General features: G+C 48.1%; 19 protein-coding genes. 16 read left to right on the top strand and 3 right to left on the bottom strand.

Features of this window, described 5'->3' with window-relative positions:
- Positions 1–23: 23 nt before the first annotated feature.
- From AB3351_RS21965 to cobA, 10 genes are read left to right on the top strand one after another with little or no spacing between them, the layout of a single operon-like run.
- A complete protein-coding gene (locus tag AB3351_RS21965; RefSeq protein ID WP_371149258.1) occupies positions 24–929 on the top strand; it encodes a sirohydrochlorin chelatase in 906 nt (301 codons plus the stop codon).
- Positions 922–1731 (top strand): precorrin-6A reductase, encoded by an 810-nt coding sequence (gene cobK / locus AB3351_RS21960; protein ID WP_371149257.1) that lies wholly within the window; start codon positions 922–924, stop codon positions 1729–1731. Before AB3351_RS21965 ends, cobK begins: the two co-directional genes overlap by 8 nt.
- Positions 1709–2359, top strand: coding sequence for a precorrin-8X methylmutase (locus AB3351_RS21955; RefSeq protein ID WP_371149256.1), 651 nt, complete (start codon positions 1709–1711; stop codon positions 2357–2359). The genes cobK and AB3351_RS21955 overlap by 23 nt, the downstream gene beginning before the upstream one ends.
- A 5-nt stretch (positions 2360–2364) precedes the next feature.
- Positions 2365–3471, top strand: coding sequence for a cobalt-precorrin-5B (C(1))-methyltransferase (locus AB3351_RS21950; protein WP_371149255.1), 1107 nt, complete (start codon positions 2365–2367; stop codon positions 3469–3471).
- Positions 3450–4658 (top strand): precorrin-6y C5,15-methyltransferase (decarboxylating) subunit CbiE, encoded by a 1209-nt coding sequence (gene cbiE, locus AB3351_RS21945; protein WP_371149254.1) that lies wholly within the window; start codon positions 3450–3452, stop codon positions 4656–4658. Before AB3351_RS21950 ends, cbiE begins: the two co-directional genes overlap by 22 nt.
- Positions 4659–5366 carry a precorrin-2 C(20)-methyltransferase gene (cobI, locus tag AB3351_RS21940; protein WP_371149253.1) on the top strand — a complete coding sequence of 236 codons (708 nt, stop codon included), beginning with the start codon at positions 4659–4661 and terminating at the stop codon, positions 5364–5366.
- Entirely contained in the window at positions 5366–6142 is a 777-nt protein-coding gene (gene cobM, locus AB3351_RS21935) for a precorrin-4 C(11)-methyltransferase (RefSeq protein WP_371149252.1), read from the top strand. The genes cobI and cobM overlap by 1 nt, the downstream gene beginning before the upstream one ends.
- Positions 6139–7284: a cobalt-precorrin 5A hydrolase gene (locus AB3351_RS21930; protein ID WP_371149251.1), complete on the top strand. Its 1146-nt coding sequence runs from the start codon at positions 6139–6141 to the stop codon at positions 7282–7284. The genes cobM and AB3351_RS21930 overlap by 4 nt, the downstream gene beginning before the upstream one ends.
- A 19-nt stretch (positions 7285–7303) precedes the next feature.
- Entirely contained in the window at positions 7304–8716 is a 1413-nt protein-coding gene (locus AB3351_RS21925) for a cobyrinate a,c-diamide synthase (RefSeq protein ID WP_371149250.1), read from the top strand.
- Positions 8713–10188 (top strand): uroporphyrinogen-III C-methyltransferase, encoded by a 1476-nt coding sequence (gene cobA / locus AB3351_RS21920; protein ID WP_371149249.1) that lies wholly within the window; start codon positions 8713–8715, stop codon positions 10186–10188. The genes AB3351_RS21925 and cobA overlap by 4 nt, the downstream gene beginning before the upstream one ends.
- An 82-nt stretch (positions 10189–10270) precedes the next feature.
- On the opposite strand, the gene AB3351_RS21915 is transcribed toward cobA, so the two are convergent.
- Positions 10271–10507 (bottom strand): hypothetical protein, encoded by a 237-nt coding sequence (locus tag AB3351_RS21915; RefSeq protein ID WP_371149248.1) that lies wholly within the window; start codon positions 10505–10507, stop codon positions 10271–10273.
- Positions 10508–10672: 165 nt separating this feature from the next.
- On the opposite strand from AB3351_RS21915, the gene AB3351_RS21910 reads away from it, so the two are divergent.
- On the top strand, positions 10673–11212 hold the full coding sequence (locus tag AB3351_RS21910) for a helix-turn-helix domain-containing protein (protein WP_371149247.1): 540 nt from the start codon (positions 10673–10675) through the stop codon (positions 11210–11212).
- Positions 11213–11514: 302 nt separating this feature from the next.
- On the top strand, positions 11515–11793 hold the full coding sequence (locus AB3351_RS21905; protein ID WP_371149246.1) for an HU family DNA-binding protein: 279 nt from the start codon (positions 11515–11517) through the stop codon (positions 11791–11793).
- Between the two features lie 65 nt (positions 11794–11858).
- Here the strand turns inward: AB3351_RS21905 and AB3351_RS21900 are convergent, their stop codons facing one another.
- Positions 11859–12521 carry a PspA/IM30 family protein gene (locus tag AB3351_RS21900; protein ID WP_371149245.1) on the bottom strand — a complete coding sequence of 221 codons (663 nt, stop codon included), beginning with the start codon at positions 12519–12521 and terminating at the stop codon, positions 11859–11861.
- Positions 12518–12811, bottom strand: a complete 294-nt coding sequence (locus tag AB3351_RS21895) for a hypothetical protein (RefSeq protein ID WP_371149244.1) — start codon at positions 12809–12811, stop codon at positions 12518–12520. Before AB3351_RS21895 ends, AB3351_RS21900 begins: the two co-directional genes overlap by 4 nt.
- Before the next feature lie 464 nt (positions 12812–13275).
- Here AB3351_RS21895 and AB3351_RS21890 point away from each other — a divergent pair, with 464 nt between their 5' ends.
- From AB3351_RS21890 to AB3351_RS21875, 4 genes are all read left to right on the top strand, one after another.
- On the top strand, positions 13276–13965 hold the full coding sequence (locus AB3351_RS21890) for a serine/threonine protein kinase (RefSeq protein ID WP_371149243.1): 690 nt from the start codon (positions 13276–13278) through the stop codon (positions 13963–13965).
- A 19-nt stretch (positions 13966–13984) separates the two neighbouring features.
- Entirely contained in the window at positions 13985–14827 is an 843-nt protein-coding gene (locus AB3351_RS21885; RefSeq protein WP_371149242.1) for an EcsC family protein, read from the top strand.
- Positions 14828–15181: 354 nt separating this feature from the next.
- Positions 15182–16201 carry a glycine-rich domain-containing protein gene (locus AB3351_RS21880; RefSeq protein ID WP_371149241.1) on the top strand — a complete coding sequence of 340 codons (1020 nt, stop codon included), beginning with the start codon at positions 15182–15184 and terminating at the stop codon, positions 16199–16201.
- Positions 16202–16297: 96 nt separating this feature from the next.
- The gene (locus tag AB3351_RS21875; protein WP_371149240.1) at positions 16298–17659 is read left to right on the top strand and encodes a sigma-54 interaction domain-containing protein; all 1362 of its coding nucleotides are present in this window, start codon (positions 16298–16300) and stop codon (positions 17657–17659) included.
- Positions 17660–17704: the final 45 nt, after the last annotated feature.

Below are 17704 nucleotides of genomic sequence, written 5' to 3'. Positions count from 1 at the left end.
GAAAAAAGGAGGCATCTTATCATATGCAGGCGGTATTGTTTGTAGGACACGGAAGCCGGGACCCACAGGGAAATGAAGAAGTGCTTCGCTTCGTAGAGGGCATGAAGAAACATATAGCAGTACCGATTATCGAGACGTGCTTTCTTGAATTCGAGGCGCCGAATATGCTGCAAGGATTGACCACTTGTGTAGAACGGGGAGCGACGAAGGTCGCTGTGATTCCAATGATGTTATTTGCAGCCGGGCATTCGAAAATTCATATTCCGGCGGCGATTGACGAAGCGAAGGCAAAATATCCGCATGTACAGTTTATTTATGGCCGTCCTATCGGTATTCATGATGAAGTATTTCGCATCCTAGCTTCCCGCCTTACGGAAATAGGTGTGGATATTGAGAAGGAAGCGGAAGATACTGCCGTATTGGTCGTTGGACGTGGCAGCAGTGACCCGGATGCCAATAGCGATGTATGCAAGCTCTCAAGAATGCTGTGGGAACGCCTTCATGTGAAATGGGTGGAGACGTGCTTTATCGGGGTGACACAGCCGTCGGTAGAAGAAGGGATCGAGCGCAGCCTCACGTTAGGTGCCAAGAAAATCATCATGATTCCGTATTTGTTGTTTACAGGCATTCTGATGAAGCGCATGGAAGATAAGCTGGCACATTTCCGCAGTACATATGAAGATCGTGAGTTTCTTATGACAGACTACATCGGATTTCATCCAGGCTTGCAGACAGTATTTCTCGATCGGATTGCAGAGACGCTTGAGGATGAAGTGAAGATGAATTGTGATACATGCCAATACCGACTGTTTGCAGTTGAGCATATGGATCTGCATCATGACCACGATCATGATCACGGGCATTCACATCACCTGCATGATCATGCGCACGAACATCATCATCATGCAGGTGAAAAAGAACATGTCTAAGACGATCTTATTTCTAGCAGGTACGAGTGATGCGAGAGAATTGGCGCTTCAGGTTCGGCAAGCCGGCTATTCACTTCTGACGACGGTGGTGACGGACAGTGCGGCAAAAAGCATGGAGGAAGTAGGACTTCCCGTGCGGATTGGCCGAATGAATACAGAGGAGATTGCGCATTTGATTAAGACAGAAGGCTTCGATGCGGTGATTGATGCCAGCCATCCATTTGCAGAAGAGGCATCACGCAATGCATTGAACGGGGCGAAGGATGCAGAAGTGCCTTATATCCGCTATGAACGCGCCTCTGTAGAGGATAGAGTGCATCCGCTCATTACGACCGTCTCGGATTACGTCGAAGCGGCAGATCTGGCAGCACAGCATACAGGGGTTGTCATGCTGACGACCGGGAGTAAGACATTGCAGATTTTTGCGGAGAGGCTCATCGGGCTTCCCGATGTAAGATTGATCGCCCGTATGCTGCCTCGTAAGGACAATATGGAGAAGTGTGAGCAGCTAGGCGTTGAGCAGAAGAACATCGTTGCCATTCAAGGGCCGTTTACCAAGGAGCTGAATGCCGCGTTGTACAAGCAGTATGGTGTGACGATGATGATTACAAAGGAGAGCGGAAAAGTCGGCTCCGTAGATGAGAAGCTGGAGGCGGCGCTTGAGCTGGGCATTCCGACCATTATGATTGCGCGGCCAAAAATCGAATACGGCACCGTATTTTCCGAGTTTCATCAAGTGATTACAGGCTTGTGCGAAAAATTGGGGGAGGCAGAAAAAGATGGACTTTCATACAGAGTTTAAACCATTGACGGTACAACCACAGGAGATTGAGGGCAAAAGCTTTGAAATGATTACGGAAGAATTGGGTGAGCATCCGTTTACGGAAGCACAATACCCTGTCGTACAGCGCGTTATTCACGCGTCGGCTGACTTTGAGTTAGGACGCAGCATGGTGTTTCATCCGGATGCGATCGAAGCCGGGATTCGTGCAATACGGGAAGGGCAGAAGCTTGTGGCTGATGTTCAGATGGTACAGGTCGGTATCAGCAAGCCTCGCCTTGAAAAATTCGGCGGCAGCGTTCACGTATATATTTCTGATCCTGACGTAATTGAGGAAGCCAAGCGATTAAATACGACACGTGCCATCATCTCAATCCGCAAAGCGATACAGGAAGCGGATGGGGGTATTTTCGCTATTGGTAACGCACCAACAGCCTTGCTTGAGCTCATTCGACTTGTAAAAGAAGGCATAGCCCGCCCCGGATTGGTTATCGGCATGCCGGTTGGGTTCGTATCGGCGGCCGAATCGAAGGAAGAGCTGGCAAAGCTTGATATACCGTTTATTACAAACATAGGACGTAAAGGAGGAAGTACGGTCGTAGTTGCTGCGGTCAATGCGCTGTCGATTATGGCCGAACAACGGGGGTAGCAGGTATGGCTGACGAAGCGAAGCCGATGCGTCACGGATATACGACAGGATCGAATGCGACGGCGGCTATGAAAGCCGCCTTGCTTTCGCTTATCCATCAGAAGCCAGTAGTGGATGCGGAGATCCTTTTGCCAATTGGAGAACGGGTGTCCTTTCAGATGGAGCGTGTAATCTTCAATGAAACGTGTGCGGAAGCGGAAGTAATTAAGGATGCGGGAGATGATCCGGATGCAACTCACAAAGCTCGGATTGTAGCGACGGTAAGCTGGCGGGAGGAGCCGGGCATTCTGCTGGACGGAGGAGTGGGAGTCGGTCGTGTGACCAAGCCGGGACTCCCTGTACCGGTTGGTGAAGCAGCTATTAATCCGGTCCCGCGTCGCATGATCATGACGACAGCCCAAGAGGTGCTTGGCGAGCATGGAGCGAAGCGGGGGATTCGTATTGTGATCTCGGTTCCGGATGGGGAAGAGATCGCGAAGAAGACATTGAATGCTAGATTAGGCATCCTTGGCGGCATCTCCATCCTTGGCACCCGAGGTACGGTTGTTCCTTTTTCTACAGCGGCGTTCAAAGCGAGCATCGCGCAGGCAATCAGCGTAGCGGTACAGGGTGGTTGTGACCATATTATTGCTACAACCGGTGGCCGCAGCGAGAAGTTCGCCATGAAGTTGTATGAAGGGTACCCAGAAGAAGCTTTCATTGAGATGGGAGACTTCGTCGGTTTCACGTTGAAAATGTGCAAGAAATACGGGATCAAGCGTGTCTCGCTTGTCGGGATGATGGGCAAATTCTCCAAAGTGGCACAGGGTGTTATGATGGTGCATTCCAAGAGTGCCCCTGTGGATTTCGGATTTCTTAGCGACATCGCTAAAGAAGCCGGGGTCGCAGAGCATATGGTAGCACAGGTGAGGGAAGCGAATACGGCGTCCCAGGTTGGCGATCTAATGAAAGAGCACGGATATGACGCATTTTTTGGAGCGCTGTGCCGTCATGCATGTGACGCGGGATTGCGGGAGATGGGCGGCGACGCGGAACTAGAGACCGTTATTATTACAATGAAAAGCGAGATTCTTGGAAGGGAGAGAGTGGATTGCAGAGTACTGTCAAAGTAATTGGTATAGGAGACAATGGAGCAGAGAGTCTGCTTTCGCTCTACAAACAATGGATTGAAGAGAGTGAACTGCTGGTGGGTGGCGAGCGTCATCTTGCTTTTTTTCCGGATTATCAAGGAGAGAAGCTGGTCGTGAAAGGTGGTCTTGCTTCACTTGTTGCGCACATCACGGAAGCGGATAAACCAACTGTCGTATTGGCATCGGGCGATCCCCTATTCTATGGAATTGGGTCCTATTTGGCAAAGCGGCTGCCTGTAGAGATTTATCCGGGCATCAGTTCGCTTCAGCAGGCATTCGCCAAATTGGGTGAGAGCTGGCAGGATTGTCCATGCATTAGTGTGCATGGCCGCAGCATGAAGGGCTTGGCGCAGAAGATCGATGGTCAAGATAAAGTATGCTTGCTAACGGATGAGGAAAACAGTCCGGCAGCAATCGCCCGCTATCTTCTTTCTTTTCGTATGACAGAATATGAGGCGTTTGTTGCTGAGAATTTGGGAGGGGCCGACGAGCGGATAAGCCGCATGTCTCTTGAAGACATGGCGGAAGCGGAGTGCTCCCCACTTAATGTAGTGGTGCTGAAGCGAAATGCACCATCCCCGAATTGGCCGCTTGGCATCGCCGATCATGAATTTTCACAGCGGAAACCGGATAAAGGCTTGATTACGAAGCGTGAAGTCCGCATCTTGAGTTTGGCGGCGATGGAGCTTATTCCGACAAGCACTGTTTGGGATATCGGCACATGCACAGGCTCCATGGCTATTGAAGCGGCTCGTATGTGCCGATTCGGGGCTGTATATGCCATTGAGAAAAACGAAAGCGATCTTGAGAATTGCCGGGAAAATATGAAAAAATTTCGGGCTGATTTTACGGCCATTCATGGGCGAGCACCTTCCGGGTTAGAAGAATTTGCCGATCCGGACGCGGTATTTATCGGCGGCAGCGGCGGAGAGATGAAAGAATTGCTGCATGTGTGCTGTACGCGTCTTAGGGCAGGTGGACGTATCGTGCTAAACGCGGCCACAATTGAGACGTTATATGAAGCGATGCAGGCTTTTGCAGCAGAGGGCTTCGAAACTTCCGTGACGCTGGCTCAAATCTCACGCAGCAAGCCAATTTTACATATGAACCGATTCGAAGGATTAAATCCTATTTATATCATTACAGCAAAACGTAAGGAGGAAAACTAGATGGCAACAGGGACCCTATACGGCGTAGGAGTAGGGCCGGGTGATCCGGAACTAGTAACGGTGAAAGCCTATCGGATTATGAAGGAATCAAAGGTCATCGCATATCCGCGTAAGAGAAAGGGTAGCAAAAGCTATGCCTATGCGATTGCAGAGCAGTACATTGACCAGCAGGATAAGGAAATGCTTGGTCTTGTATTCCCGATGACAAAAGATCAGGCGATTCTGGATCGAGAATGGGGTCAAACAGTAGCTCAGGTGTATGAACGTCTGGCCCAAGGACACGACGTGGCCTTCATTACGGAAGGAGATCCCATGTTGTACAGCACTTTTATCCATATGATGCGGTTGATGCAGGAGAAGCATCCGGACGTACCCGTGATCTCAATCCCAGGTATCTCTTCCGTAAATGGCGTGGCCTCCCGGCTGGGGCTGCCGCTGGCCGATGGCGACGAGCATGTGGCAGTCATTCCGGCAACGGATGACCGCGAACAGATGAAGAGGGCGCTTTTGGGCCATGACTGTGTCGTTTTTATTAAAGTCGCCAAAGTAATTGATATGATGGTGGATCTACTCGATGAATTGGGCTTGCTTACTAAAGCATCCGTCGTAACGAAGGTGACTTCGGGGGAAGAGGTAGTCTGGCCGAATGTCGCGGAATTGAGAGGGCTGGAGCTTGAATACTTAACGCTGATGGTGGTGAGAAAATAATGAAAGTCTATATTATTGGTGCTGGACCGGGCGATCCCGACTTGATTACAGTGAAAGGACTTACGCTATTACAGCAGGCCGATGTTGTGTTATGGACCGATTCACTGGTTAATGAAGAACTCGTTGCTAAGGCTAAACCGGAAGCGGAAGTGCTAAAGACGGCAGGCATGAACTTAGAAGAGATGGTCGATATTATGGTCGATCGTGTAAAGCAGGGAAAACAAGTTGTCCGTGTACATACGGGTGATCCAGCAGTATATGGTGCAATTCTTGAGCAGATGGTGCTGCTTAAGCAGAGCGGAGTGGAATATGAGATTGTACCGGGGGTGAGTTCGGTATTTGCAGCGGCTGCGGCAGTGGGGGCGGAGTTGACGGTGCCTGATTTAACGCAGACGCTCATTCTCACACGGGCTGAAGGGCGCACTCCGGTTCCGGAACGTGAGAAGCTGCATGACCTTGCCTCTCACCATTGCACAGTGGCTCTGTTTTTAAGCGCGACCTTGGTTAAGAAAGTCGTAGACGAATTCCTCACCGCAGGCTGGCGTGAGGATACGCCGGTTGCTGTCGTATACCGGGCAAGTTGGCCGGATCAGATCATTGTCCGCTCTACGCTTGAGAATCTAGCGGAAGACTTGCGTTCGCACGGTATCCGCTCTCATGCGATGATTCTTGCAGGCTGGGCGCTTGATCCTACGATTACAGACCGGGACGAATTCCGCTCTAAGCTATATGATAAAGAGTTCACGCATCGGTTCCGGCGGGGTGTGAACTCATGAGTCAGGTCGAGGCGACTGCAATCGAACTAGTGGAAGGCGTGGTTCCGGAGATTCGCCAGACGGGGCGGTATGCCATCGTCGCAATTACGCGGCACGGAGTAGAGATGGCCCGCTCGCTTGTAAAGCAGTTTCCTGATGCGGATGTATATTATATGAATAAGTTTGCGCGCGGTGATGAGGAGGCGCAGGGCATTCAAATGTTCACCGGAACGGTACGTCTGTTATTTCCAGCGCTTTTCCCGGCGTATGACGGCTTGATCCTGTTCATCTCGCTAGGGGCAGTTGTGCGTATGATTGCCCCGGTGCTAAAGGATAAAAAGACCGATCCTGGTGTCGTCGTTATTGATGATAAGGGTCGACACGCGATTAGTGTACTGTCCGGGCATCTGGGCGGAGCGAATGAACTAACACATGAGGTCGCCGCGCTACTGGGAGCCCGTCCGGTTGTTACGACTGCATCCGATGTGCAGAAGACAATCCCTGTTGACTTATTTGGACGCCGATTTGGCTGGACATGGGACCTGATGTCTGAGAAGAAGCTTACTCCCGTTAGTGCTTCCGTGGTTAATGAGGAGCATGTGGCGATTATTCAGGAGTCAGGTGAGAAAGATTGGTGGATGCACGATACGCCGATGCCTCCATCACTGAAACAGTATGATTCTATTGAACAAGCATTGCTGGCTCGGCCAGATGCTGCGCTATTAATCTCTCATCGGCAGTTGAATGAAGAAGAACTGCCGATTCTAGCAAATGGTGTCCTCTATCGGCCCAAGGTGATCGTACTTGGTATGGGCTGTAATCGAGGTACATCGGCAGACGAGATTGAAGGGGTTATTTGTGCGACATTGGAGGAACTCAGCTTTTCGATCCAGAGCGTGAAAGCGGTCTGTACGATTGATTTGAAAAAAGATGAACAAGGCTTGCTTGCGGTGTGTGAGAAATATAGCTGGGATTTTGTCTATTATACACCGGAAGAATTGAATGAGATGACTATAGAAGAGCCGTCCGATACGGTATACAAATTTACTGGTGCTTATGGGGTAAGCGAGCCAGCCTGCAAGCGATACAGCGGGCTTGATAGACTTACAGTAACCAAGCGAAAATCAGGAAATGTTACCATTTCGGTCGGTGTATTGGTGTGACGTGTAGAGGAGGGTGGATATGAGCAGCAAACGCATCATTATCGCTGGTACGGGCAGCGGTGCGGGAAAAACAACGGTTACGATCGGTTTAATGGCAGCACTGAAGCAGCGGGGATTGATTGTACAAGGATTTAAATGCGGTCCCGATTATATTGATCCTGCTTATCATACGGCGATCACCGGCCGACCTGCACGTAATCTGGACAGTTGGATGCTTGCAGAAGAGGTTGTGCGGGGCGTGCTGGCACGTGCCAGTGCGGATGCCGATATTTCTATCATTGAAGGAGTTATGGGCTTATACGATGGCAAAAGCCCAACCGAAGATACCGGAAGTACGGCTGAGATCAGCCTGCTTACTGATACGCCCGTCGTTCTTGTGGTGAATGTGCACAGCATGGCACGCAGCGCGGCAGCGGTTGTCAAAGGATTTCAAGCATTGAATCCGAAGGTTCGAATAGTCGGTGTAATTGCCAATCATGCGGGAAGTGTGGGACACGGTACATTAATCCGTGAAGCGGTAGAGAAGGAATGCGGAATTCCGCTGTTAGGTACGCTTGTCCGTACTGTTGATATTGAGATTCCTGAGCGGCATCTCGGCCTGCTTCCGGCTGTGGAGCGAGGTGAGTTGGAGCCGTTATTTGACCGGCTTGGGGAGATGGTTACGGAGCATATTGACCTTGATCGACTACTTGCATTGGCAGATACTGCTCCTCTTCGTAGTGAGGAGAATGCCGTACGTTTATTTCCTCTCACCGCCACACCGTCGTCTGAGCTTCCGGTGCGTATCGCAGTAGCTAAGGATGCTGCCTTTAACTTCTATTATCCGGAGAATTTCGAGATGTTGGAAGAAGCGGGAGCAGCATGCGTTTTCTTCAGCCCGCTGGCTGGTGAGAAGGTACCGGAAGATGTGGATGGTCTCTATATTGGGGGCGGGTTTCCGGAAGAGTTTGCCGCTGAATTGGCACAGGGAGAGCCTGTGCGTACATCCATACGTACCGCCATCGAAAATGGGCTGCCGACATTTGCTGAATGCGGCGGTTTTATGTATCTAGCAGAAGAGATGATTACCACGGATGGAACAAGCTATCCGATGGTGGGTGTTGTTCCGGGTAAGACACGCATGCAGATGAAGCGTGCCGCGCTTGGCTATAGAGAGGTAAGCGGCTTGGCAGGCAACTTTCTGCTGCCGGAAGGTGAGACGGCACGCGGGCATGAGTTTCACTATTCTACATTTGAAGCGGAAGAGAAGCTGCCGCCCGCATATGGAGCCCAAGGACGGTTTGGTTGTAAGCAGGAAGGTGTTTTACGAAAAAATATGGTAGCCGGTTATACGCATCTCCATTTTGCCTCAGCCCCCTCTCTGGTAAAGCGTTGGATTGCCGCTTCGCTAGCCTATCGCAAACAGCGGCTGGATCGGGGAGGAAGTGTATGAGCGGAGGAAAAGTATACCTTGTAGGCGCAGGTCCGGGTGATGAGAAACTGATTACCGTTCGGGGGATCGAATGCCTGCGGCAGGCCGACACGATAGTTTATGATCGCTTGGCTAATCCGCGCCTGCTGCGTTTTGCAAAGCCTGGGGCCGAGTTTATCTTCTGCGGCAAGTTTCCAAGGCATCATGTTCTTCGTCAAGAAGCGATCAATGAGTTGCTTGTGCAAAAGGCGAAAGAAGGAAAGCTGGTAATCCGTCTTAAAGGAGGCGATCCTTCCGTGTTTGGCCGTGTAGGTGAGGAAGCGGCGGTGCTTGCTGATCAGGGGATTGAATACGAGATTATTCCGGGCATTACGGCAGGAATCGCCGCCTCTGCGTATGCGGGTATTCCGGTTACACACAGGGAGTATGGATCAAGCTTTGCTTTAGTGACCGGGCATGCAAAGACAGAGGACGGGACCCCGACGGCCGATTGGTCTTCACTTGCAGGTATTGATACTGTCGCATTCTATATGGGAGTAAAAAATCTATCCTATATCTGCAAGAATTTAATAATAAATGGTCGTCATCCTAAGACTCCCATTGCCTTAATTAGCTGGGGAACCACAGGGCGCCAGCGAACGGTTCAAGGAACACTAGAGGATATTGTACAGCGTATTGAAGAAGCAGGCATTACGAATCCGGCTATTACGCTCGTCGGTGAGATCGTGAGAGTACGTGAACACATCCAATGGTTTGAGAAAAAGCCATTATTCGGCCGTCGTATCTTAGTAGCCCGTACCGGTACAGAACCAGGGAATCTTGCCTCTGCCTTAGCCGAGCAGGGAGCCGATGTTATCGAGTATCCGTACTTTACTATGCATGCTACACACTCTGATGCTCTTGAAGAAGTAATGGAACGAAGTGAAGAGTATCAGCGCATTTTGTTTACTTCGCCGGAAAGCGTCCCACTCTTCTTCGAAGCGTATCAGCGGAGAGAAAAGGATGTGCGCACGCTTACGGCTGCTTTCTATGCATTGTCTGCTCGCACGGCTCGCCGGCTTCGAGAGCGAGGATTTGCCGCAGAGATTACAACCCCCTTTATGGCAGATGATAGATGGCTCATTGTTGGCGAAGAGACGATAGCCGAGAATAAGGCACAGTATGAGGCGGCATGGGGGGCATGTGACATCGCAGTCCTCTATAAGAAAGAAGCGTGTCATGAATACAATCAGAATATGGTACGACTGCTAAAAGAAGAGCCTGTTGATACGGTTGTTTTTCCGAGTGCAGCATCTGTAGACATGCTTGTCCGCTTCCTTGAACTAGATGAGATTGGAGCCGACACGGTTCTGAGAGCTGCTTCGCTTGTTTGTATGGGGGAGAGAACATCTCAGGCTGTTCGCTTCGCAGGCTACACGGTAGACCGAATGAGTGCATCTCCATCCCTTCCGGATTTGCTTGCCTGTTTGACGCTGCAAGAAGCCGGTTACTAGCACCGCCTGCCTTTCCGATAAAGTGTCCTATCTAGACAAGAGCGCTTTATCGGAAGTTGGAAGGCGTACGTAGACACGCAAGCTACTTGTATCCTTTCCCTTTTGTTAGGATGCAGGGAACACCATAGCCTATGGTACCTGGCTGTGCCATTTTATCAATATAAGCGAGCCCACGCTCGCACTGTTGTTTGCACACGATGCATTTATCCACCGTCACGACCTTCATATTAAAACGGTTTTTCTCCTCTGTAGACATTTGTCCGTATTTGCTTTTGCTTGCTGGCTTTTTATTTGCCGGTTTTTTGCTTGCTTTTGCCATGTCCGTCGCCCTCTTTCCTTTATGGTTCCTTTATTCTTTGACAGTGTATGAAAACCGGGCTTGTCCTGACATTCCTTCCTCTTGTATTTCTGCAAAATACGTTGACAGAAGGAGTGAACATAATTATTATTGCTATTAAAAATGATAACGGAGGATGGAGGCTGCATGAAAAAAGACGCGAAGGCCGACTTGCTTCTTCATCCGGTACGTATGCGCATCATACAGACGATCGCTGCCCGTGAGTCCATGACCGTACAACAGATGGCAGAAAAGCTGCCTGATGTGCCGCAGGCTACGCTTTATCGCCATCTTAACAAGCTGCTTACAGGAGGGGTTTTGACCGTTGTAGAACAGCGGCAAATTCGTGGAGCAGTAGAGAAGGTCTATGCATTAGAGGAGCAGGGTGCGAACCTTACATCCGAGGACATGAGCACGGCTACAGTGGATGATCATATGCGATATTTCACTACGTTTCTTGCTGTGCTGATGGGAGACTATGGCCGGTATCTGGCTCAGGATTCCTTTGACATGCTAGGAGATGGAGTGATGTATCGACATGCTGCTATGCATTTGACAGATGAGGAATTTACAGAATTTAAGCAAGAGTTGGTGGCTGTATATAAGAGAGCATTGGACAAAAGACCGAGCAAGGAGCGCAGACAGAGGAATATTGCGACCATTGTCATTCCGGAGCCTACTGAGTAATCTGGCATGAGGCTATATGTTGGCGCTATGGTCCGGGGTTGACCGTGAACGGAAAATATGAAAATATGGGCAGTATAGTACTTCCTTGCATCTGTTCTCCTTATTTTTTAAAAATAGGATTGTCATTCCCTAGCTTGGCAAGTATGATGATAGAAGAGCAGAAAAAGCGCTTACAACCGCATCCTTTGCAGCAAAAACATAAGAATTTCTATTTGTTTTTCGTAACAATGTTTAAACAGGCTAGTATTTTGGAAGAATGGGTATATAATAAGAGACTCTATTGAAATTAAAGGAGGATACATATGAATAAGACAGAGCTGATTGAAAAGGTAGCTGAATCAACAGAAATGACGAAGAAGCAAGCATCACAAGCTGTTGATGCAATTCTTGAGTCGATTTCAGGCGCACTGAAATCCGGTGAAAAAGTACAATTGATCGGTTTCGGAAACTTTGAGAGCCGTGAGCGTGCGGCACGTAAAGGCCGTAATCCGCAAACGGGAGAAGAAATTGAGATTGCTGCAACAAAGGTACCTGCATTCTCTCCTGGTAAAGCATTGAAAGATGCTGTAAACGGACGATAAGAGACATGCAGAAAGACTGTCGTGACATTTTCACGGCAGTCTTTTTTATGGCTGCATAAGCCGGATTACTGTTTTTCTGCTTTCAACTGTTCTAAGGCTGCTTCTACCTGCGCGCTGCGTTCTTCATTCTTAACCTGCTCGTCTAATGATAGGTGATAGGGGCGCATATGCCGTAAGGTTTCCGCTTCCGATTCCATCATCATGACTCGCTCTTCAATGCGGCTGAAACCTCGTGCTGCATTTTCTGTGTTGATAGAATACAGCGTTTGGTTCATCTGCTTGCTGGTACGTGCAGCATTGGCACGGGAGAGTAGAATGGCTTTCTTGTTACGCATCTCATAGAACGTATCCTTGAGTTCTTGGAGCTGTTCTCGCAGCATATGGGTTTGCTTATGTGACGTCTCATATTGAACGCGATACTCTTCCACTTTTCCTGCACAGAGAAGCTTGTCCTCTAGTGCGCGCCGGGCGATCATCTCATCTCCTGCTTCTATGGCGAGCCGTGCCTGGCGCTCGCGTTTTTCGATGCGTGCTTGTGTTTCCTCAAGCATCATTTTCCATTTCTTTTCAACCGCAATTTGACGTGCGATGGCAAGCTCTGCCTGGGAGATCTCATTCTCCATCTCACGCATATACTGATTAAGCATAGCCACTGGATCTTCTACGTGGTCTAACATCTGATGCATCGTTGCTACCGTAATATCTCGTACGCGTTTGAACAGGCTCATTGGCTTGTCCCTCCTTGTTTCATTTCCTTTTCCCATAAATCAAGTTCATCAGCAGGATATACTTTTTTATTTCCGTAAGGATGGTGTGGCATCATATCGTGCAGAGGATCAACCATTGGCCGCGAGGGCTCTTCTCCTTTTGCCTTCTTAATCATACTCCAGCCGAAATAGATGAAAAATCCGGCGATAAAAATCGGAATAAGCACTCCCAGGTTCAGGATACCAAGCAGCATAATTGTGCCGATACCCACCATTCCCATACCGAAGAGGTAGGAACCTTTCTTTCGCATATGTAAGCCTCCCTTCTTGTTAACTTGGCGTGTTCTGTTCTTGTCTTTATCATATCCTGAGTGACGTTATGCCCATAACGGGCGCCCGTTTGATCTTTGCTACGTCTTGGGACGGAGGGAGGAATCGGCCCTTCGGCCAAAGAATATGTTTTTTTATGTATGGACTTTTCATTTTACGGAAAGAAGGTTAATATAATATCATAGGTGTAAATATATACTGTTACTCATATAAGGGGAGTAGCTACCGGATATGAATCCGGTCGGCACATCGTCAATACAGCGGAGCGTATCCGCTCGGTGTGCTGAGCCCATTGCTATATACAGGGTAAGCAAGACCTTCGCGTCCTTTCAGTTTTTCTGGAAGTATGTGAAGGTCTTTTTTATGAATGATACAGGATAATTATGGAAAACAAAGAAGAGGAACGCGCTTGATGTATAAAATACTGTAAGAAAGGTTGTGGGCTATGACTTGGAAACAGGTAGTACCGCTCATTGAACTGATCAAAGTCACAGCAGTCGGTGAGAATGAGCTCGTACAGATTGCACACGTACCGGAAGAGATGGAATGTCTGGGGCGGGGAACCGATGCGGCTGTCTTTGTTCACAGAGCACATCAATCTTATGCGTTTAAAGTGTACGCGACTGGTAGAGAAAACAAACTGCGGGATGAAGAGCAGGTATATCGAATGCTTGGAGAAAATCCCTATTTTCCTTTCTTTTATGGAGAAGGTTCGAATTTTATCGTATTAAGCTATGAACGAGGAACCAATCTGTATGATTGTTTGCTGCAAGGAATTTATATCCCAAGACGTGCGCTTCATCAAGTGGACGAGGCCATTCAGTATGCGCGGCAGCAAGGATTAAATCCACGGGATATTCATCTGAAGAACATCATTTTGCAGGATGGGAATATACGGCTGATTGATGTATCGGAGTATATGCGGGAAGGCAATGATCAACGCTGGGAACATTTGAAAGAGGGCTATCGATTATTTTACCGTTTCATTGCCCGCAAAAAAATTCCCAGACAGGTGATTGAATTTGTAAAAAAGAGGTATAGGAAACAGCAAGGGCCTGGTTTTTCTGTCAAACGATTCGGTGCTTCTTTGTTTCGTGTGTTATTTAGAGGCAAAGAAAAGAATGCATCCATATAAAAAGCAATGAGGTGAATGTATGGAAACACGCGGCGATCTACTTATCGAACTAGAAAAAATTAAAAAATGGGAAAAAGAACAGAAAGATTTATGGTTTTGGGAGAAGTTAGGCCGTATTCCATTCAAATTGCTTGATCGAGTTACTCCTTCCTTCGTGCATGAGAAAGTGGGCCAGGCACTTGATGAAGTTGGAAACTACATTCAGACAGGCGGCAGGTACTTGATTAGCGAGCAGGAAGTGCTGCGAAGATTTCCGATGCATACAGAAGAGAAGGATGCTGCTGTAGAGCCGCTGCGAGTAGAGGATGTAGCGCAGCGTTCGCTTCAAGATATGAACCGGGTTGCAGAAGAACTTCGCGGTTCCCGGGCGAAAATTGCCACCTTCCAGGGCGCAACAACAGGAATCGGTGGAATTTTTACGCTGGCGGTGGATATTCCGGCTCTGCTTGGTTTATCATTGAAAGTATTGCAGGAGATCGCGATTGCGTATGGCTATGATCCAAAGCAGCGGGATGAGCGGTTGTTTGTTGTAAAGTGCCTGCAATTTGCATCTTCTGATATTGTTGGCAAACAGGCGATTATAGATGAATTGTTTGATTACGAAGCAGGAAAACGAGGTGTCCAGACAATTTCGCAGTTGCAGGGATGGCGCGAGGTTGTCATGGCATATCGGGATAACTTTGGATGGAAGAAGCTGTTTCAGCTTGTTCCGGTAGCAGGTATTATTTTTGGTGCATATTTGAATAAATCTACGGTAGAAGATGTAGCTGAAGCAGGTATGATGCTGTATCGTAAGCGTCGTATCTTAGAGAAGCTTGAACATATATCAGATGAGTGGGAGCAGCCTACACCGCTGAATTAATGTACCGATTCTTATAAAAAAACAGAGGTAGCGCCTCCGTAGGAGCTACCTCTGTTTGCGTCTGGAATTAAATCTGGGCAATTCCAAGACAGATGATGATATATACAGATACAACCAGCATCATCGTCATAAAGAGTGTGAGTGCCGACTTTAATCGCTCCATCTATGCTTCCCTGCCTTACTCAATCATTTGCACTATTTATTATAGTGAGTACAAGGAGTTCGGTCTAGCGAAAACTTTCAAGAAATTAATAGAATTTCAATTCAAAATTTTCCGTTTTTGTTACTTTTCTTCTTTTGTACCGTATAAGTAAATATACTGGTATTTATTGTTTAGCAAAGGAGGCAAGTTATATGGATTGGAGCTTGTTGGCTGTTATTTTTCTTTCCATTTCCTTTATCGCTATGCTTATGCAGAAACGTGTATCCAAAAAAGAAAAGAAACATGTGAATTCGATGAAGCTCTCGTTTCGTAAGACGCCAAAAAGCTATAATGATCCAGTTCCTGAACGATTAGGCCTGCTGCCACACGTGCCATTATACGATCTGGCAAAACGTTTAGACGAAGCGCTGAACGGCGAATTCGGTGAAATGATTAAAGCAAGAATCATGGCGAAGCATCCGGCATGGACAGAGAAAGAATATGAATGGCTTTTATTCGAGTGGAAACGGTATTTTATTATGGCCTCCTTGTTTACGTCCGTGCCAATGTATAGCGATGATGTGGATGAGATATGGCATGAGATGCTGGTCTTTACAAGAGAGTATGAAAAGCTTTGCTTTGCCGTAGCAGGTGAGATGGTGCACCATGAACCGCATGGTGAGCGGAAGCCGGATTCAGGCGCACGGGCTGCTTTTGACGTGCAGTATGGACTGTTATATGAAATCAAGCCGGCTAGCTGGGATATCTGGGGGCCGTTCTTCCGTCATCCGCTTCCCCAGGAGATAGCACATATGATAAGTAAAGGAAGCATAGATGACATTTGTACACAATGGCTTCGCGCGCATGAGGCGGTGGATGCACAGACGAAAGCTCTTGCTCAGCGTCTGCAGGATCGGGTCAGGAAGGCTTCAGCCCAATCCGCCTCGTACTTGAGGAAAAAAAGCAAAAAATCACGGTACGGTAATTTGGAGGGAATAGCGGTCGCAGGGGTAGTATATTCGCTGGTCGATCCAATGGCATTTCAGAGGGAGATGGATCTTCTGCTAGGAATGGAGATGCAGAAAAGAGCAGCAGCAAGCTCTTCTGGGGGCTCTTCTTGCGGCTCAAGCTGCAGTGGCAGCTCAGGGCGCGATTGCAGTGACTCATCTACTAGCGGGTGCAGTAGCAGCAGTTGCGGCAGCAGCTGTGGAGGCGGTTGTGGTAGCAGTTAATGAGCAGTAGAGGGTTGCGCATGCAGCTCTCTTTTTGTATATGTATATAAAACGATTCAAAATATGTGTATCGTAATAAAGAAGGGGGTGAAGGAAATGGAGTTAGAGAAGCATCTGCTTTCCATACTGGAATCGCTCCATGATGCGGTGCTGGTTATCTCTACAGATCATACGATTATTTACGTAAATACGGCGTATTCTGTGCAGTTTGGTGTACCGGCCCATAAGATTATCAACCGAAAACTCAGCGAGGTTGAGCCGCAGGCGCGAATTCTGGAGGTACTTAAGACAGGCCAGCCATTAATCAACGACTATAGCTATCTTCATTCGCTGAATGTCCATATCTTCGCCAATATTACCCCGCTGATCGAGAAGGGGGAGCTAATCGGCGCGGTAGCGATTATGAAGGATATCGGTGAATTCTACGGTCTGCAAGAGGAATTGCATCGGTATAAGACCTATTCTACACAGTTGGAGGAGCAGCTGCATGAGCGGATTTTCTCTTTGTTGGAGAGCCATGCCCCTACCATGCGGCAGTCTGTACGAATTGCCAAGAAGGTCGCCGATTCCGAAGCAACGGTATTGTTGTTTGGGGAGACGGGGGTAGGTAAGGAAGTATTTGCCCGTGCAATTCATGATGCAAGCCCTCGCTCGGACAAGCCCTTTGTCGCCATTAATATGGCTTCCCTGCCGGAATCGTTATTTGAGAGTGAACTATTCGGATTTGAAGAAGGTGCCTTTACCGGCTCCCGCAAAGGCGGAAAAAAAGGATTGTTTGAGCTGGCTAATGGAGGTACGCTATTTTTAGATGAGATTGGCGAGTTATCGCTGTATTTGCAGGCCAAAATTCTGCGTGTTCTGCAGGAGAAGACGTTTATGAAAGTGGGCGGTACTGTTACGTACCCATTGGACGTACGGATCATGGCTGCTACAAATCGGAACTTGCAGGAGCTGATCAAGGAAGGGAAGTTCCGCGAAGATCTTTATTATAGACTGAATATTGTACCGATTCATATTCCCCCTTTACGTGAGAGAAGACAAGACATACCGATTCTCGTGCATAATATTTTGCATGATTTGCGTGTCAAATATAAAAAACAGGTCACGGTAACCCAGGAAGTGTATGAAATTTTTGAGCGGTACAATTGGCCGGGGAATGTACGGGAGTTAAGCAATGTACTAGAAAGAATGATTGCCATTTGTGCGAAATCCTATCTTACGCCTGAGGATGTTCCTTTATTTGTGTGTGAAGGAAACAATAAGGAAACAAACGAAACAGCGGAAAAAGAGAAAACAGCCTTTTCTAGTGTAAATCTGGCGGGAGTGATTGAACGCACGGAGAAAGAAATGCTGGAGGAAGTCTTAAAAACAAGTAGGACAAGGACAGAAGCCATTCAAAAGCTGGGGATTAGTCGCAAGGCCTTTTATCAGAAACTAAAAAAGTACAATATACAATAAGAATATTTTTTGTATCATAAAGAAACAAAAATTCAAATAGAAACA

Origin of the sequence: Aneurinibacillus sp. REN35, from assembly GCF_041379945.2 — a bacterium.
Taxonomy (GTDB): Bacteria; Bacillota; Bacilli; order Aneurinibacillales; family Aneurinibacillaceae; genus Aneurinibacillus.
Note: the sequence above shows the minus strand (reverse complement) of the source record. Positions and strands in the feature narration are given on the sequence as shown.